Source organism: Microbacterium sp. ARD31 (assembly GCF_031844425.1).
In genome coordinates this window covers 73,540-89,555 of sequence record NZ_JAUZVE010000024.1, presented here as the reverse complement: position 1 = coordinate 89,555, position 16,016 = coordinate 73,540, and the positions used below count along the sequence as shown (strand labels likewise).

The window sequence follows — 16,016 nt, the reverse complement described above, 5'->3', positions numbered from 1 at the left end:
CTCCCCGGGCCAGACGGTGGGGTCGGGGGATGGCTGACACCGCGACCGTCCCCCGTCCGGACGAGGAGGACAGCGAGCTCAAGCGGTCCATCACCGGCGGCCTCCTCTTCTTCTACACCCTCGGCGACGTGCTCGGCTCGGGCATCTACGTCCTCATCGGGCTCGTCGCCGCCGCAGTCGGCGGTGCCTTCTGGCTCGCCTTCGCACTCGGCGTGACGGTCGCCGCGATCACCGGAGCGGCGTACGCCGAGCTGGTGACGAAGTACCCCCGCGCCGCCGGTGCCTCGCTCTACGTCAACAAGGCCTTCGGCAACCGCGCGCTGACCTTCCTGGTCACCGTGTCGTTCCTCGCGGCCAGCATGGCGGCCTCCGGCTCCCTCGCGACCGGCTTCGCGTCGTACTTCGCCGAGCTGTGGTCCGGTCCGCCGGCGTTGCTCGTGTCGCTCGTCTTCGTCGCCCTGCTCGTCGTCGTCAACTACGTCGGCATCACCGAGTCGGTCGTCATGAACATGCTGATGACCTTCGTCGAGGCCGCCGGCCTCGTCATCATCATGGTGATCGGCATCGTCCACGTCGCCAACGGTGACGCGGACTTCGGCGTGCTCACCAGCATCGACACCGGCGGCGACTACAGCAGCCCCGCGCTCGCGGTCCTGGCCGGCATCTCCTTCTCCTTCTTCGCGATGACGGGCTTCGAGAACACCGTGAACGTCGCCGAGGAGACCGTCGACCCCTACAAGGCGTTCCCGCGGTCCCTCGTCGGCGGCATGCTCGTCGCCGGCCTGGTCTACGTCCTGGTGTCCATGGCGGCCGCCCTCACCGTGCCCACCGACACGCTCGCGGAGTCCGACGCCGCGCTGCTCGAGGTCGTCAAGGCCGGGATCCTGCCGTTCTCCACCGACCTGATGACGACGCTGTTCTCGATCATCGCGCTGGTCGCCATCACCAACACCACGCTCGTCACGATCGTCACCCAGCCGCGGATCCTCTACGGCATGGCCCGTGAGGACGTCGTGCCGGGCGTCTTCGCCAAGATCCACGCGACCCGGCGCAGCCCGTGGGTCGGGCTGCTCTTCAGCGGCACGGTCGTCGGCCTGCTGCTGGTCGTCGGCACCCTGCTCACCGAGGCCGGCGGCGGCATCGACCTCGTCGGCCGGCTCGCCACCGTCACGGTCGTGCTCCTGCTCGCCATCTACGCCCTCGTGATCGTGGCGTGCCTGATGCTGCGCGGGCACGACGAGCACGACGAGATCTTCCGTGCGAACACCCCGCTGCTGCTGGTGGGCCTGGTCGGCAACCTCGCGATCCTCGGGTTCACGGTCTTCGACGACCCCACCTCGCTGCTGTGGTGCGCGGCGCTGCTCGCGATCGGCGGCCTGCTCTTCCTGGCGGAGTACTTCTTCGGCAACAAGGGCACCGGGGACCGCACGCCCGACCTCGACGACACGACCACCACCGGATCCCAGGAGGCCTGATGCACGTCATCGTCGCCACGGACGGCTCGCGGCAGTCGCTGGCCGCGGCCAAGCACCTCAAGTCCTTCGCCGACCCCGCCAAGATCACCGAGGTCTCGGTGGTGGCGGTCATCCGCCCCCTCGCCTCCGTGGCCTTCGCCGACGACCTGTCGGAGGGCAGGCTCGACGGCTCCTTCCGCGACGCGGCCCAGGGCGCGGTGGACACCATCGCAGCGGTCTTCGAGGGCTGGGGTCCCAAGGTCAACAAGCGCATCCGCAGCGGCTCGGCGGCCAACGAGATCATCAAGGCCGCCAAGCAGTACGACGCCGGGCTGGTCGTCGTGGCCGCCGGCGGCCGCGGGCTCAGCGACAGCGTGCTGGTGGGCAGCACCGCCCAGCGGGTGCAGCACTACGCACCCTGCCCGGTGCTCGTCGTACGACCGGCGCCGCGCAAGTCGCGCAAGGGCTGAGCCCGGCCGTCCGCAGCGGGTCACTAGGGTGTCCGCCATGGAGACCCTGCGGCTGGTGCTGCTGTTCGTACACATCCTCGGCTACGCCGCCCTGCTCGGCGGCCTGCTGGTCCAGGTGCGCGACGAGACCAAGGCGGTCAACCCGCTGATGCGCGACGGCAGCGGCACGGCGTTCCTCGCCGGCCTGCTGCTCGTCGGCGTGCTCGAGAGCCTGGGGTCGCCCGACCACGCAAAGATCGGCGTGAAGTTCGCCATCGGCCTGGTCATCCTGGTGCTGGTGATGGCGAACATGCGCAAGCCCAGCATCCCGCAGGGCCTCTACCTCGGCCTGCTCGTGCTGACGGTGGCCAACATCGCGGTGGCCGTGTTCTGGTCGCCGGTCCACGCCTGAGCGCCGCCTGATCCACAGCCGACGGCGGCCGTGCCCGCTGTCGCACCCGCCGCATAGGCTGGGGCCGACATGAGTCCCACAGATGCACCGGCCGACCAGGCCCTCTTCGAGCACCACGACAGCCCTCTCCTCGAGGGCCTCAACGAGCCCCAGCGCGCGGCCGTGACCCACGCCGGCCCGCCGCTGCTGGTCGTCGCGGGCGCCGGCTCCGGCAAGACCCGCGTGCTCACCCGCCGGATCGCCTGGCTGATCAACGAGCGCAAGGCCCACCCGGGGTCGATCCTCGCGATCACCTTCACCAACAAGGCCGCGGCCGAGATGAAGGAGCGTGTCGAGGAGCTCGTCGGCAAGCGGGCGCGGATCATGTGGGTCTCGACCTTCCACTCCGCCTGCGTGCGGATCCTGCGCAAGGAGATCGACCGGGTCGGCTTCAAGTCGAACTTTTCGATCTACGACGCGGCCGACTCCAAGCGGCTGATGACGATCGTGCTGCGCGACCTCGAGCTCGACCCCAAGCGGTACCAGCCCAACGCGGTGCTGCACTGGGTCTCCGACCAGAAGAACGAGCTGCGCGACCCGGAGGACGCCGCCAAGGAGGCGCGCAACTCCTTCGAGGAGGCCTACGCCAAGGCGTTCGCCAGCTACCAGCGCCGGCTGCGCGAGGCCAACGCGCTCGACTTCGACGACCTCATCATGACCACGGTGCACCTGCTCCAGGCGTTCCCCGACGTCCGCGAGAACTACCGGCGGCGGTTCCGTCACGTCCTCGTCGACGAGTACCAGGACACCAACCACGCCCAGTACAGCCTCATCCAGCAGCTGTGCGGCACGTCCTTCGAGATCGGCACCGCCGACGAGGGGCACCAGGAGGTCGAGCCGAGCGAGCTGATGGTGGTGGGTGACGCCGACCAGTCGATCTATGCGTTCCGGGGCGCCGACATCCGCAACATCCTCGACTTCGAGCAGGACTTCCCCGACGCGACGACGATCCTGCTCGAGCAGAACTACCGCTCGACCCAGACCATCCTCAGCGCGGCCAACTCCGTCATCGGCAACAACCGCGGACGCAAGCCCAAGCGGTTGTGGACCGACGCGGGGGAGGGGGAGCGGATCGTCGGCTACGTCTCCGACGACGAGCACGACGAGGCCCGGTTCGTCAGCGAGGAGATCGACAAGCTGGTCGACTCGGCCGGGATCAAGCCCGCCGACGTCGCGGTCTTCTACCGCACCAACGCCCAGTCCCGCGTCTTCGAGGAGGTGTTCATCCGCACCGGCCAGCCCTACAAGGTAGTCGGCGGGGTGCGCTTCTACGAGCGCCGCGAGGTGCGTGACGCGCTCGCCTACCTCCGGATGCTGGTGAACACCGCCGACGAGATCTCGCTGCGCCGGGTGCTGAACACCCCGAAGCGGGGCATCGGCGACCGCGCCGAGGCGTGCGTCGCGGCGCTGGCCGACCGCGACCGGATCACGTTCTGGGAGGCGCTGACGCGCGCGGCCGACGCCCCCGGCCTGGCGACCCGGAGCCTGAAGAACATCGAGGCCTTCGTCGCGATGATCCAGGAGCTCCAGTCGATGGTCGAGGCCGACGAGCGGCCCGACGTGATCCTGGAGTCGGTCCTGGAGCGCTCCGGCTACCTCGCCGAGCTCGAGGCCAGCGACGACCCCCAGGACGGCACCCGCGTGGAGAACCTCGCCGAGCTCGTCGCCGTGGCGCGCGAGTTCGCCGAGGACCCGCAGCCCGGGCCGAGCGCCGACCCGGCCGACGTCGAGGCCGGCACGGTCGCGGTCGGGCTGGGTGACTTCCTGGAGCGGGTCGCCCTGGTGGCCGACGCCGACCAGATCCCCGACGCACCCGACGGCGACGACTCGGGCGTGGTCACCTTGATGACCCTCCACACCGCCAAGGGCCTCGAGTTCCCGGTGGTCTTCCTGACCGGTCTCGAGGACGGCGTCTTCCCGCACCAGCGCTCACTGGGCGACCAGCCCGAGCTCGAGGAGGAGCGCCGGCTCGCCTACGTCGGCCTCACCCGCGCCCAGCAGCGGCTCTACGTCTCCCGCGCGCTCGTCCGCTCCGCCTGGGGGGCGCCCGCCCACAACCCCGCCAGCCGCTTCCTCGACGAGCTGCCGGTCGACCTCGTCGACTGGCGTCGTACGGCGGCCGAGCAGACCCGCTGGGGACGGGCCGACCTCACCGGTGGTGGGTCGTCGCGCCTGGGCACCCCCACCGAGGCCGGCCGACGCAACTTCACCTCGGCGGCGATGCGCGCCGACGCCGCGGCGAAGGCGAAGCCGGCCCGCGAGATCCCGAGCCTGGCCCCCGGCGACCGGGTGGTGCACGACTCGTTCGGCATGGGCACCGTGGTCGCCGTCGACGGGGTGGCGGAGAAGTCGGTCGCCTCGATCGACTTCGGCTCCGAGGGCGTCAAGCGGCTGCTCCTGCGCTACGCCCCGGTCGAGAAGCTGTAGCAGGGGCCGGCCGACGCGCTCCGCGCGTCGGTCAGGGAACGATGCCGTGCTCGACGAAGGCCTGGAACGGGTCGACCGGGCCGGCGCCGCCGGGACGGACCTCGAGGTGGAGGTGCGAGCCGGTGACGTTGCCGGTGGCGCCGACGGTGCCGATGACCTCGCCGCCGGTGACGCGGTCGCCGACGGAGACGTAGATGTTGGTCTGGTGGCAGAACCAGATCTCGGTGCCGTCGTCGAGGGTGACCACGGTCTTGTTGCCGTAGGCGCCGTCGTACCCGGTGGAGGTCACGGTGCCGTTGGCGACCGCCATGATCGGGTCACCGCTGTTGGCGTTGAAGTCGAGACCGGTGTGGTAGCTGGCCCAGAGGCCGTACTGGCCGAAGGTCGCGGTGATGCCGTAGCTGGCGAGGGGGAGAACCCACTTGTTCTCCTTGATCTTCGCCGCCTGCTTCTCCGCGGCCTTGCGCATCTCCTCGAGCTTGGCGGCGCGCTCGGCCATCTGCTTCTCGGCCAGCGCGACGAGCTCGGGGTCGGTCTCCTCCGCGCTGACGTCGGAGTCGCGGGAGTAGTCCCGGCTGACGACCTCACCGCGGCGCGCCAGGGCGGTGCCGGCGGCGCCGACGGCCCGGCTGGCGTCGAGGGATGCACCGGAGGAGGTCAGGGCGGTCGCCCCGGCGCCGGCGGTCACGGCGCCACCAGCGGAGATCGCGAGGACGGCGACACCTGCCACGAGGGGCAGCGACGGCAGGCTGCTGGCCACCGAGCGGCGCGGGGGCGGGGTGGCCCGACGCTTGCCGGTCGTGGGTGCAGCCGGTGCCGAGGTGGTGCGACGCCGAGGAGCGCGCTCCGCTCGGTGGTTGCCCATAGGGGTAGTTACCAATCTGCCGGGTCAGGGGGGTCGGGTCGGCAAGACCGCGCACGACTGTAACGGAAAGATCACGGGAAAGTGCAACCCTCGATCAAATTCGTCGTGGAAGCGCGGCCATTGGTCGTTATCCGGACGTCACCCGCGTGCCGCCTGGTAGCGGTCGAGCGCCTCGCGCCGCTCGTCGGCGTGGTCGACGATGCGAAGCGGGTAGTCCTGCTCGTAGCCGGTCTCGGACTTCCACGGCTCGTGCGCGGCCTTGCCCGGCAGGTGGGCGAGCTCGGGAACCCACCGTCGGACGTAGTCGCCGTCCGGGTCGAACTTGAGGCCCTGGGTGACCGGGTTGAAGACCCGGAAGTACGGCGACGCGTCGGTGCCGGTGCCGGCGACCCACTGCCAGCCGTGGTTGTTCGAGGCCACGTCGCCGTCGATGAGCAGGTCGAGGAAGTGCCGCGCCCCGACCGGCCACCACACGTGCAGGTCCTTGGTGAGGAAGGAGGCGGTGATCATCCGGACCCGGTTGTGCATCCACCCGATCTCGCGCAGCTGCCGCATCCCGGCGTCCACGATCGGGTAGCCGGTGGTGCCGGTGCGCCACGCCTCGATCGCGTCGGCCGGGTCGTCGTAGCGCATGCCCCTCAGCGCGGGCTTGAGGTCGGCCCACGCCGACGCGGGGTGGTGCCACAGCACGTCGGCGTAGAACTCCCGCCACGCCAGCTCGGCGGCGTAGGTGGAGGAGTGGTCGATGTCGGCCAGGAGCGAGCGGGGATGCAGCACCCCGAGGTGGAGGTACGGCGACAGGCGCGACGTGCCGTCGCGGTCGGGCCGGTTGCGCTCCGAGCGGTAGGACCCCAGTCCGTGCTCGCGGAACGACCGCCAGCGCCGGCGGGCCGCGTCCTCCCCGGGGCCCGGCAGGTCCACGGGCGCGTCGGCGACCGCCTTCTCGAGCATCTCGACGGCCCTCGCCTGCGAGTCGGCGGGCTCGAGGTCGGGGGAGCGCGGCGCCGCGGCGGGCGCGGGCCAGCCGTGCTCCCGCCAGGCCCGGGCGAAGGCGCTGAAGACCTGGTAGGGCTCCCCGCTCCCGTTGCGCACGCGACCGGGCCCGACGGCGTACGGCGAGCCGGTGGCGACGAGCTCGACGGCCTCGCCCACCGCACGGTCGCGGCGCACGCCGTAGGGGGTGGTCTCGGCCGAGACGTGCACGCGGCGCTCTCCCGCCACCTGCGGCACGACCTCGCGCGGGTCCCCGTGGCGGATGGTCAGCGGGATCCGCTCGGCGAGGGCCAGCACGTTGGCTGCCAGCCACGCCCTCCGGGACGGGCCTGCGCCGTCCCACAGCACCGGGTCGACGACGAACAGCCCCTGGACGGATCCCTCCTCCAGCGCGGCGAGGAGCGCCGGGTTGTCGCGCACCCGCAGGTCGCGCCGGAACCACATCACCGCCGAAGGGGGGCTGGAGCTCGAGGGGGCACTGGAAGGCATGCTCCTCAACGTAGCGCCGGGGTGACCACCACCACGCTCACCCGACCTCGTGCGACCCCGCGGGGGAGGTCTAGGGTGCCGAGAGGGAATCCCCGCCACTGTTCGCAAGACGAAAAGGACTGGTCACCTCGTGGACCTGATGGAATTTCAGGCGAAGGAGCTCTTCGCCAAGCATGGAGTCGCAACCACGCTGGGGGTCGTCGCCGAGACGCCCGAGGCTGCTCGGGCCGCCGCGGAGGAGATGGGCGGCGTCACCGTCATCAAGGCGCAGGTCAAGGCCGGTGGCCGTGGCAAGGCCGGTGGCGTGAAGATCGCCAAGACCGCCGACGAGGCCGAGTCCTACGCCCGCGACATCATCGGCATGGAGATCAAGGGCCTGCGCGTCAACCGCGTCCTGGTCACCCCGGCGACCCCACCGGTCGAGGAGTACTACTTCTCCTTCCTACTCGACCGCTCCAACCGGTCCCACCTGTGCATCGCGTCCGTCGAGGGTGGTGTGGAGATCGAGGAGGTCGCCAAGACCAACCCCGAGGCCGTGCGCCAGATCCCGATCAACGCGATCGAGGGCGTCACCCCGGAGAAGGCCGCCGAGATCGTCGACGACGCGAAGTTCCCTGCCGCGCTGCGGGACCAGGCCATCGAGATGGTCCAGAAGCTCTGGAAGGTCTACGTCGAGGAGGACGCCACCCTCGTCGAGGTCAACCCCCTCGCCCGTCTGGAGGGCGACAAGCTCGAGGCGCTCGACGGCAAGGTCTCCCTCGACGACAACGCCTCCGAGGTCCGCCACCCCGACCATGAGGAGTTCGTGATCCGCGAGGAGGCCGACCCGCTCGAGGCGAAGGCCAAGGACAAGGGCCTCAACTACGTCAAGCTCGACGGCCAGGTCGGCATCATCGGCAACGGCGCGGGCCTCGTGATGAGCACCCTCGACGTCGTCGCGTACGCCGGCGAGGCGCACGGCGGCGTGAAGCCGGCCAACTTCCTCGACATCGGCGGCGGTGCCAACGCCCAGGTGATGGCCGACGGCCTCGACGTGATCCTCAACGACGAGCAGGTCAAGAGCGTCTTCGTCAACGTCTTCGGTGGCATCACCGCGTGCGACGAGGTCGCCAACGGCATCAAGGGAGCGCTGGAGATCCTCGGCGACGAGGCCTCCAAGCCGCTGGTCGTCCGTCTCGACGGCAACAACGTCGAGGAGGGACGCCGCATCCTCGACGAGCTCAACCACCCGCTGGTCACCCAGGTCGACACGATGGACGGCGCGGCCGACAAGGCCGCCGAGCTCGCCCACCAGGCCTGAGAGAGAGAACTGAACAGATGTCTATCTACCTGAACTCCGACTCGAAGATCATCGTCCAGGGCATGACGGGCGGGATGGGTGCCAAGCACACCACCCTCATGGTCGAGTCCGGGGCCAACATCGTCGGCGGCGTCAACGCCCGCAAGGCCGGCACCACCGTCGAGCTCGGCGGCAAGGAGCTCCCCGTCTACGGGACCGTCGAGGAGGCGATGAAGGAGACCGGCGCCAACGTGTCCGTCGCCTTCGTGCCGCCCGCGTTCACCAAGGACGCCTGCATCGAGGCGATCGACGCCGAGATCCCGCTCCTCGTCGTCATCACCGAGGGCGTCCCGGTCCTCGACACCGCCGAGGTCGTGGCCTACCTCGAGGGCAAGTCCACCCGGATGATCGGCCCCAACTGCCCCGGCATCATCACCCCGGAGGAGTCGCTGGCCGGCATCACCCCGCACACCATCGCGGGCAAGGGCCCGGTCGGCCTGGTGTCGAAGTCGGGCACGCTGACCTACCAGATGATGTACGAGCTGAAGGACTACGGCTTCACCACCGCCATCGGCATCGGCGGCGACCCGATCATCGGCACCACGCACATCGACGCGCTCGAGGCCTTCGAGAACGACCCGGAGACCAAGGCGATCGTGATGATCGGCGAGATCGGCGGCGACGCCGAGGAGCGGGCCGCGGCCTACATCAAGGAGCACGTGACCAAGCCGGTCGTCGGCTACGTCGCCGGCTTCACCGCTCCCGAGGGCAAGACCATGGGCCACGCCGGCGCCATCGTCTCGGGCTCCTCGGGCACCGCGCAGGCCAAGAAGGAGGCCCTCGAGGCCGCCGGGGTCAAGGTCGGCAAGACGCCGTCGGAGACCGCTGCGCTGATGCGCGAGGTCCTGCAGGGCCTCTGAGGTCCCCGCTCAGTCCAGGCTCGACTCACGGCCCCGCAGGTCCTCCTGCGGGGCCGTGCTGGTCCTCGGCACCTGCACGGTGCCGCGGACCGGGTTTCGGGCGCTCCAGAGCACCTGCCAGACGACGTGCGCGCCGAGGAGGCGCACCGGCGCCGCGACCGACAGGCGGCGGCGCGGCGAGGGAAGCGTGGGACAGGCTGCACTGGACAGCGTGGCTGGAATCGACATTGTTCAACACCCCGTTTTCGTGAACGCACACATCGCCGGAAGGATCTGACCGGTGGTCTCGGTGACCCCGTCGGCCTGCTCGTCGAGCGATGCGAGCGAGCCCTCACCGTACGTCCCGACCAGCAGCCGGGCCGAGCCGACCCGGGTCACCTGGAAGACCGAGCTGCCGAGGCCGTCGGAGTAGGTCAGCCCGATCGTCACCGTGTCGTAGCCGGTGTCACGGTCGAGGACCGTCCACACCAGGTTGCCCTGCTCCTGGCACTCCGCCGCGGCGCGGCGCAGCACGGCCATCGGCGCCGTGGCCCGCTCCGCGTCGTCGTGCACGAACAGCTCGCGCCACTCGTGGTACTCCGGGCCCGACACCCCGGCGACCAGGCGCCGCAGGCCACCAGAGGTCTCGCGCTGCGGCCAGACGACGCGGCCGCACATCTCCAGCTCGCCGAGCCCGTCGCCGTCCGGCGAGGGTGGCGAGACCGTGTTGTCGGTGTTGTCGGCGTCGAAGCCCACCGCCAACGGGAAGTCGTCCGGGACCTCCGGGCCACGGGGCGTCGCGGTGGCGGACGCATCGGGCGCGGGCGAGGGGCTGCCCGAGCCGGTGCCCTCGGAGCCGAACAGCTCCATCGCCGCCACCGTCTCGCGCAGGGGGTCGACCGTGGCTTCGACGGCCCGCTGGACGTCCGGCTCGTCCCACTGCGCGTACGTCGACGTGACGAGGAGGGCCGCGCCCACCGGCACGACGTGGATCACCGTCGCGCCGCTGCCGGGCTCGCCGTCGAAGGTGTAGGTCTGCACCAGCGTGGTCGCAGGAGCCGGGCCGAACGGGGAGTCCCGCACCTCGGTGAGCGTCTCCTGGTCCCCGTCGGCGGTGACGGTGGGGCAGGTCAGCGGCAGGTCGGCGAACGACCGGGAGACCTGCGTGGCCTCGTCCGGGGTGCCGAGCAGCACCAGCTCACGCGTGTTGGCGGACTCGCCGCCGCTGTTGTCGGCGACGAGCCGGTCACGGACGCCGAGGCCGCGCAGGGGAGCGGTGCCGCACAGGGAGACGTCGCGCAGGCCGGTGCCGCTGCGTGAGGTGGGGATGGTGTCCTGCGGGCCGCCCATCCCGGCGGAGAGCGGGAAGTCGTCGGGGATCGCGGTCCCGGCGGGCTCGGTGGCGGCCCGGGCGGTGTCCGCGGCGCTGGTCGCGCGGTCGGCCGCCGGGTCGTCGCCCGACGTGCCCTCGCCGCAGCCGGCCAGGGCCAGCGAGCCGGCCAGGGCAGCGGTCAGGAGGGTGGAGCGGAGCCTCATGCCACCTGAGACACCACGGGAGGCGAAAAGGTTGCGTCAGCCCCGCGCGCGAAGGGTGGCGAGGCGTTCGAGCACCCGGCGAGAGAGGGCGACGAAGTCGTCGCGCGACATCGTCATGTTGCGCTGGGGGCTGAAGCCGAGTTGCGAGACCGCGGTGCCGTCGCGCACGATCGCCATGAGGAAGGGGAACGACTGCTTGTCGTTGAGCTCCATCGACAGCGCCCACGCGTGGAGGTCGGTGTCCTTCGTCGAGGACGACGCAAGCGGCGTCACCGTGGTGCCGAGGTTGGCCTGACCGCACTGTCGCACCCGCGTGCGGACCTGGTCCACGAACGTGTCGGCGGCCTTGGGCTTCATCGAGCCGACGACCTGGGTCAGGCCCAGCTGGTCCACGTTGCGCGTCTCCGGGAAGAGGAACGTGCGCGTCCTGGCCAGCCTGATGCCCTTGCCGGTGAAGGTGGTGTTGTCGCAGCGCGTCGAGGCGAAGTTCGTCCTGCTCGCCTTCTCGGGGTCGGTGCCGACCCACGGTCCTCGTACGGCGGAGACGGGCGGGAGGTCGACCACCGACAGCAGCCCGGGCAGCGCGCCGATGTCGAGCGGGGCCGTCGTGCGCGCTTGGGCACGGCCGGCGCACGTCGCCGCCCCGTCGCTGCCGCACAGCGCGTTCACCGCGGCCGCGAGCCCCCTGAGTGAGGCGGCGTCGCCGAGCGGGCGCCCGGTCGTGCGGACCGCGGTGGTCACCACCAGGCTGCCGGTGCGGGCCGTGCCCACGGCGATGGTGGCCGGGGTCTTCCCCCACGTGCGGAGCCGGAACTGGCGCGCCTCGTCGCCCACCCGCTTCACGTCGCTGGTGCGGAGGAGCTGCGTGCGAGGGTCGGCGCAGCTGGCGAACCACAGCGACGCCGCCTCGAAGCTGTCGGCGGCCTGCTCCTCGTTGCGCGAGCGCTCGACGATCTGCACCGCCGTCGCCCGGACCCGCGTGACGCGCTGCTTGCGGGTGCGCTTGCGGTCGCCCTTGCCCACGGTCTTCCTCACCACCTCGGTGGCGGACCCCTCCCACGTGCGGGCCAGCGCGGCCAGGCCGTCGGGGTCGGAGAAGCGCTCGCGCTGGCAGGGGGCGACCAGCCCGTCGCCGGCGAGGTTGTCGCTGGTGCTGGTCTCGTCCCACTCGAGCCCGGAACCGAACCGGGCGACCTGCGCGGACGACAGCAGAGCCGCCTCGTCGATCACTGCCTCGCCGACACCGCCGGTGTCGGGGTCGCTGAGGTCGATGCCGCTGGTGGCCTTCTCCTCGCTGAGGCTGGTCGGCTGCGCACCCGACCCGCTGGCCACGAGCGAGCCGGAGACGAGCAGGGCCGTGGTGGCCACCGCCGCCCCGATCACGGTGTGCGTACGACGACGCGCCGCCCCCGATCGGCGTACGACGCTGGCGCGGGGCCAGCGGGTCTCGGCGAGCGGCTGCGCGAGGTCCTGCAGCAGGCGCTGGACCTCGGTGGTCGGCACGTCGCGGTTCAGCGAGAACTGGGAGGCGGCGGTCTGCAGCTCCCGCTCGGCGTCGGAGCGGGTGAGCCCCACGGACCGGGCGATGTCGTTGAGGCTCAGCGCCGAGAGCGCGTTCAGCACGAGCAGCTCGCGCTGGCGCGCGGACAGCTTCGACAGGGCGTCGAGGGTGCTGCGCGCCTCCGGGTCGAGCGACTTGTCGCGGTGCCAGATGCGGGCGGTGTGCCGGCGACGGGCCCGGCGGAACGCCAGCGGCCGCACGTAGGCGTCACGGTCCTCGAGGCCCTCGACCTTGCGCCAGTGGTGCCAGGCGACGACGAAGGCGTCCCGCACGGCAGCCCGGGCCGCCGGTGCGTCACCGGTCAGGGCGAAGGCCTCGTGCAGGAGACGCGTGCGGGTCTCGACGTAGTAGGCGTCGAAGGTCTCGGGGCTCCTCATGACCGCTCCACGGTACGGGAGAGCCGTGCACGGCGTACAACTTCCCCCAGGGACGGGCGACCGGCGGCGTGGGAGCGAGATCCCGGCACCGGGTCGGGTGATGATGCTCGGGCCATGACGTCGCTGCTCACCCGACCGGACCACGCCCGGGCCGATGCTGCCCGGCCGCGTCCGCTGGTGCTGATCGCGACCCTCGGCGGCGTGCTCGCCGCGCTCGGCCCGCTGGTGGTGCTGGCGGCCGTCGGCATCATCGGCTGGTTCGCCACGGACGCCGGTGTCCACGGCGCCCCCCGCGACGGCATGCGGGTCGGTGCGCTGGTCTGGCTGGCCGGCCACGGCTCCGGCTTCACCGTCCTGGGCGCGCGGGTGACGATCGTGCCCCTCGGCGTCACGGCCGTCGCCGTCTGGTCCATGTGGCGACTCGGCCACCGGGTCGGCGACTCGGTCTCCGGCCACGGCCCCGACGCCGACCGGATCTCCGACGGCGAGCGTGACTTCACCGTGCCGACCGCGATCGCGCTGTTCTTCGCCGGGTACGCCGTCGTGGCCGTCGTCGTCGCGTCCCTGGCCGCCGGCGCCACCGCCGACCCGTCGGTGCCCCGCGTGCTGGCCTGGACGTTCGTGCTGACCGCGCTCGTCGCCGCGCCGGCGATCGCCGTGGGCTCGGGGCGCGCGGCCATCTGGGCGGCGTTCACGCCGCCGACCGTGCGTGCCGGCGCGGCCGTCGCGGGTGCGGTGCTCAGCTCGTTCCTGGTGGTGTCGGCCCTGGTGTTCCTGGTGTCGTTCGCGCTGTCCTTCGACGAGGCCGCGACGATGACCTCGCGCCTGCACCCGAGCCCGTCGGAGGCCGGCCTCTACGCCCTCGCCAACGCGGCCTTCCTCCCCAACGCCGCCCTCTTCTCCGGTGCGTGGCTGCTGGGTCCCGGCTTCGCCGTGGGCGGGGCCACCCTGGTCTCGCCGGGGGCCGTGGTCCTCGGTCCGCTGCCGGTCGTGCCGCTGCTCGCCGCACTCCCGGCCGCCGGCACCCCCGCCGGCTGGGTCGGGGCCGCGATGGTGCTGCCCCCGCTGCTGTCCGCGGTCGCCGCCTTCCGTCGGCTGCGACGCCGGACCCTGCCGTGGGACCAGGTCGTCCTCGCCGGGTGCGGAGGCGGACTGGTGGCCGGCTTCGGCTTCGCCCTGCTCGCGGCGCGGGCCGGAGGTGCTGCCGGCCCGGGTCGGATGCGCTTCGTCGGCCCCTTCGTCCCCGACGTCCTGGTGCACGCCGTCACCGCCTGCGGGGTCGGTGCCCTGCTCGGCGCGTGCGCGGTGGTCCTGCTCGAGCGACGGGCGCGCCCGGTGCGCGACACCACCGCCGCAACCACCGAGGACTGAGCGTGGGCGCAGGGCATGCGCACGCGTCCGGGCCTGCCTCCCTCGGACCCGCGCCGAAGCGGCTGAGGCTGCTGGTCGCGCTGCTGGTCGTGCCCCTGGTGCTGGCGACCGTCGTCGGGCTGGTGGTCCTGTGGCCCGACGGCGACCTCGAGATCACCTCGCCCGGTGCCGACGTGCAGCGCGGCACCGCGACCGTGCAGGAGATCGTCCCGTGCCGCCGCGACGTGGCCGGGTGCCGGGCCGCGCGCGTCGACCTGCACAGCGGCCCCGGTGCGCCGGGCGAGGCCGTGGCCGTGCTGCCCTACGGCGACGGCGCGCCGGCGGTCGAGCCGGGCGACCGGATCGTGGTCACCTTTGTCGCCCAGGGCGAGGAGGGGGAGCAGTACGCCTTCCAGGACTTCGACCGCGGCCCACCGCTGCTGACGCTGACGGTGCTCTTCGCGCTCGGGGTGCTGGCGCTCTCGCGGTGGCGGGGGATCGGCTCCCTCGTGAGCCTGGCCTCCTCGCTCGTGCTGATCGCCGTGTTCACCCTGCCCGCGATCATGGAGGGCGCCCCGCCCCTGGCGGTGGCCGTCGTCAGCGCGGCGGCCATCATGGTCGTCACGCTCTACCTCTCCCACGGCTTCACGGTCCGCTCGACGGTCGCGATGCTCGGCACGCTCGTCTCCCTCACCGTCATCGCGGGGCTCGGCTGGGTCTTCACCACGGTCGGCCACTTCACCGGCCTGGTCGACGAGGGCAGCCAGTACATCTCCAGCATCGCCGCCCAGGTCGACCTCCAGGGCCTCCTGCTCGCGGGGCTGGTGATCGGCGCGCTCGGCGTGCTCGACGACGTCACCGTGACCCAGACGTGGGCGGTGTGGGAGCTCGCCGACCTGGACCCGGAGGCCAGCGCCCGGTCGCTGTTCGCGCGGGCCATGCGGATCGGCCGCTCGCACGTCGCCTCGACCGTGAACACGCTCGTGCTCGCCTACGTCGGGGCCACGTTGCCGCTGATGCTGGTCTTCTCGGCGCTCGAGCTGCCGTTCGGGATCGCGGTGAGCCAGGAGGTCGTGGCGCAGGAGGTCGTGCGCGGTCTCGTCGGTGGGCTCGGCATCATCGCCGCCGTGCCGGTGACCACCGCCATCGCGGCCCTGGTCGCCGCCCGGCTGGTGCGCGAGCGACGGACAGCGGGCGCGGCCGGGTCCCACCGCGCCTAGGATCAGGGCCGTGCCCGAGCAGTCCCGTCCCGCCCGTCTCGTCGTCCTGGTGTCCGGCTCCGGCACCAACCTGCAGGCCCTCCTCGACGCCTGCGCCGATCCGGCGTACGGCGCGCGGGTGGTCGCGGTCGGGGCGGACCGCGACGGCATCGAGGGCCTCGCGCGCGCCGATCGGGCGGGGGTCCCGACGTTCGTGCGGAAGGTGTCGGACTTCGAGACCCGCGAGGGGTGGGACACGTCCCTCGCCACGGTCGTCGAGCGCTTCGAGCCCGACCTCGTCGTCTCGGCCGGCTTCATGAAGCTCCTCTCGGACGACTTCCTCGCCCGCTTCCTCACCCTCAACACGCACCCGGCGCTCTGCCCGGCCTTCCCGGGGATGCACGGCCCGCGCGACGCCCTCGAGCACGGCGTGAAGGTCACCGGCGCCACGCTCTTCGTGGTCGACGGGGGCGTCGACACCGGTCCCATCGTGGCGCAGGTGCCCGTCGAGGTCGCCGAGGACGACGACGTCGCGTCGCTGCACGAGCGCATCAAGACCGCCGAGCGCGCGATGCTGGTCGACGCCGTGGGCCGGATCGCCCGCGAGGGGATCTCCGTCGAGGGCCGCCGGGTTCGCATCGGGGCCGTGGCTCGGTAGTCTTCGGGGCACACGACTGGCGCAGGTGG

14 protein-coding genes are annotated in these 16,016 nt (G+C 72.0%); 9 read left to right on the top strand and 5 right to left on the bottom strand.

Annotated features, from left to right (window positions below; genetic code table 11):
- Positions 1 to 29: 29 nt before the first annotated feature.
- The 4 genes from Q9S36_RS34230 to pcrA all read left to right on the top strand — a co-directional run bounded on the left by Q9S36_RS34230 (position 30) and on the right by pcrA (position 4,781).
- Complete coding sequence (locus tag Q9S36_RS34230; RefSeq protein ID WP_311289259.1) at positions 30 to 1,475, top strand: APC family permease; 1,446 nt, start codon at positions 30 to 32, stop codon at positions 1,473 to 1,475.
- A complete protein-coding gene (locus Q9S36_RS34225; RefSeq protein ID WP_311289258.1) occupies positions 1,475 to 1,924 on the top strand; it encodes a universal stress protein in 450 nt (149 codons plus the stop codon). The genes Q9S36_RS34230 and Q9S36_RS34225 overlap by 1 nt, the downstream gene beginning before the upstream one ends.
- A 37-nt stretch (positions 1,925 to 1,961) precedes the next feature.
- Positions 1,962 to 2,315: a hypothetical protein gene (locus tag Q9S36_RS34220; RefSeq protein WP_311289257.1), complete on the top strand. Its 354-nt coding sequence runs from the start codon at positions 1,962 to 1,964 to the stop codon at positions 2,313 to 2,315.
- A gap of 69 nt (positions 2,316 to 2,384) precedes the next feature.
- Positions 2,385 to 4,781 carry a DNA helicase PcrA gene (gene pcrA / locus Q9S36_RS34215; RefSeq protein WP_311289256.1) on the top strand — a complete coding sequence of 799 codons (2,397 nt, stop codon included), beginning with the start codon at positions 2,385 to 2,387 and terminating at the stop codon, positions 4,779 to 4,781.
- Between the two features lie 31 nt (positions 4,782 to 4,812).
- Here pcrA and Q9S36_RS34210 read toward each other — a convergent pair whose 3' ends face one another.
- On the bottom strand, positions 4,813 to 5,646 hold the full coding sequence (locus Q9S36_RS34210) for a M23 family metallopeptidase (RefSeq protein ID WP_311289255.1): 834 nt from the start codon (positions 5,644 to 5,646) through the stop codon (positions 4,813 to 4,815).
- 138 nt (positions 5,647 to 5,784) lie between these two features.
- Positions 5,785 to 7,128, bottom strand: coding sequence for a deoxyribodipyrimidine photo-lyase (locus tag Q9S36_RS34205; RefSeq protein WP_311289254.1), 1,344 nt, complete (start codon positions 7,126 to 7,128; stop codon positions 5,785 to 5,787).
- Positions 7,129 to 7,258: 130 nt separating this feature from the next.
- On the opposite strand from Q9S36_RS34205, the gene sucC reads away from it, so the two are divergent.
- Together sucC and sucD are read left to right on the top strand one after the other, a co-directional pair.
- Positions 7,259 to 8,428 carry an ADP-forming succinate--CoA ligase subunit beta gene (sucC, locus tag Q9S36_RS34200; protein WP_311289253.1) on the top strand — a complete coding sequence of 390 codons (1,170 nt, stop codon included), beginning with the start codon at positions 7,259 to 7,261 and terminating at the stop codon, positions 8,426 to 8,428.
- A 17-nt stretch (positions 8,429 to 8,445) separates the two neighbouring features.
- Positions 8,446 to 9,327 (top strand): succinate--CoA ligase subunit alpha, encoded by an 882-nt coding sequence (gene sucD / locus Q9S36_RS34195; protein ID WP_311289252.1) that lies wholly within the window; start codon positions 8,446 to 8,448, stop codon positions 9,325 to 9,327.
- Between the two features lie 9 nt (positions 9,328 to 9,336).
- Here the strand turns inward: sucD and Q9S36_RS34190 are convergent, their stop codons facing one another.
- The 3 genes from Q9S36_RS34190 to Q9S36_RS34180 are packed head-to-tail and all read right to left on the bottom strand — an operon-like array spanning position 9,337 to position 12,780.
- Positions 9,337 to 9,555, bottom strand: coding sequence for a hypothetical protein (locus Q9S36_RS34190; RefSeq protein WP_311289251.1), 219 nt, complete (start codon positions 9,553 to 9,555; stop codon positions 9,337 to 9,339).
- A 3-nt stretch (positions 9,556 to 9,558) separates the two neighbouring features.
- Positions 9,559 to 10,842: a hypothetical protein gene (locus Q9S36_RS34185; RefSeq protein ID WP_311289250.1), complete on the bottom strand. Its 1,284-nt coding sequence runs from the start codon at positions 10,840 to 10,842 to the stop codon at positions 9,559 to 9,561.
- A 36-nt stretch (positions 10,843 to 10,878) separates the two neighbouring features.
- Positions 10,879 to 12,780, bottom strand: a complete 1,902-nt coding sequence (locus Q9S36_RS34180) for a hypothetical protein (RefSeq protein WP_311289249.1) — start codon at positions 12,778 to 12,780, stop codon at positions 10,879 to 10,881.
- 114 nt (positions 12,781 to 12,894) lie between these two features.
- Between Q9S36_RS34180 and Q9S36_RS34175 the strand changes: the two genes are divergently transcribed.
- From Q9S36_RS34175 to purN, 3 genes are read left to right on the top strand one after another with little or no spacing between them, the layout of a single operon-like run.
- Positions 12,895 to 14,151, top strand: coding sequence for a DUF6350 family protein (locus tag Q9S36_RS34175; protein ID WP_311289248.1), 1,257 nt, complete (start codon positions 12,895 to 12,897; stop codon positions 14,149 to 14,151).
- 2 nt (positions 14,152 to 14,153) lie between these two features.
- Positions 14,154 to 15,350 carry a YibE/F family protein gene (locus tag Q9S36_RS34170; protein WP_311289247.1) on the top strand — a complete coding sequence of 399 codons (1,197 nt, stop codon included), beginning with the start codon at positions 14,154 to 14,156 and terminating at the stop codon, positions 15,348 to 15,350.
- A 10-nt stretch (positions 15,351 to 15,360) separates the two neighbouring features.
- Positions 15,361 to 15,987 (top strand): phosphoribosylglycinamide formyltransferase, encoded by a 627-nt coding sequence (gene purN, locus Q9S36_RS34165; RefSeq protein ID WP_311289246.1) that lies wholly within the window; start codon positions 15,361 to 15,363, stop codon positions 15,985 to 15,987.
- Positions 15,988 to 16,016: the final 29 nt, after the last annotated feature.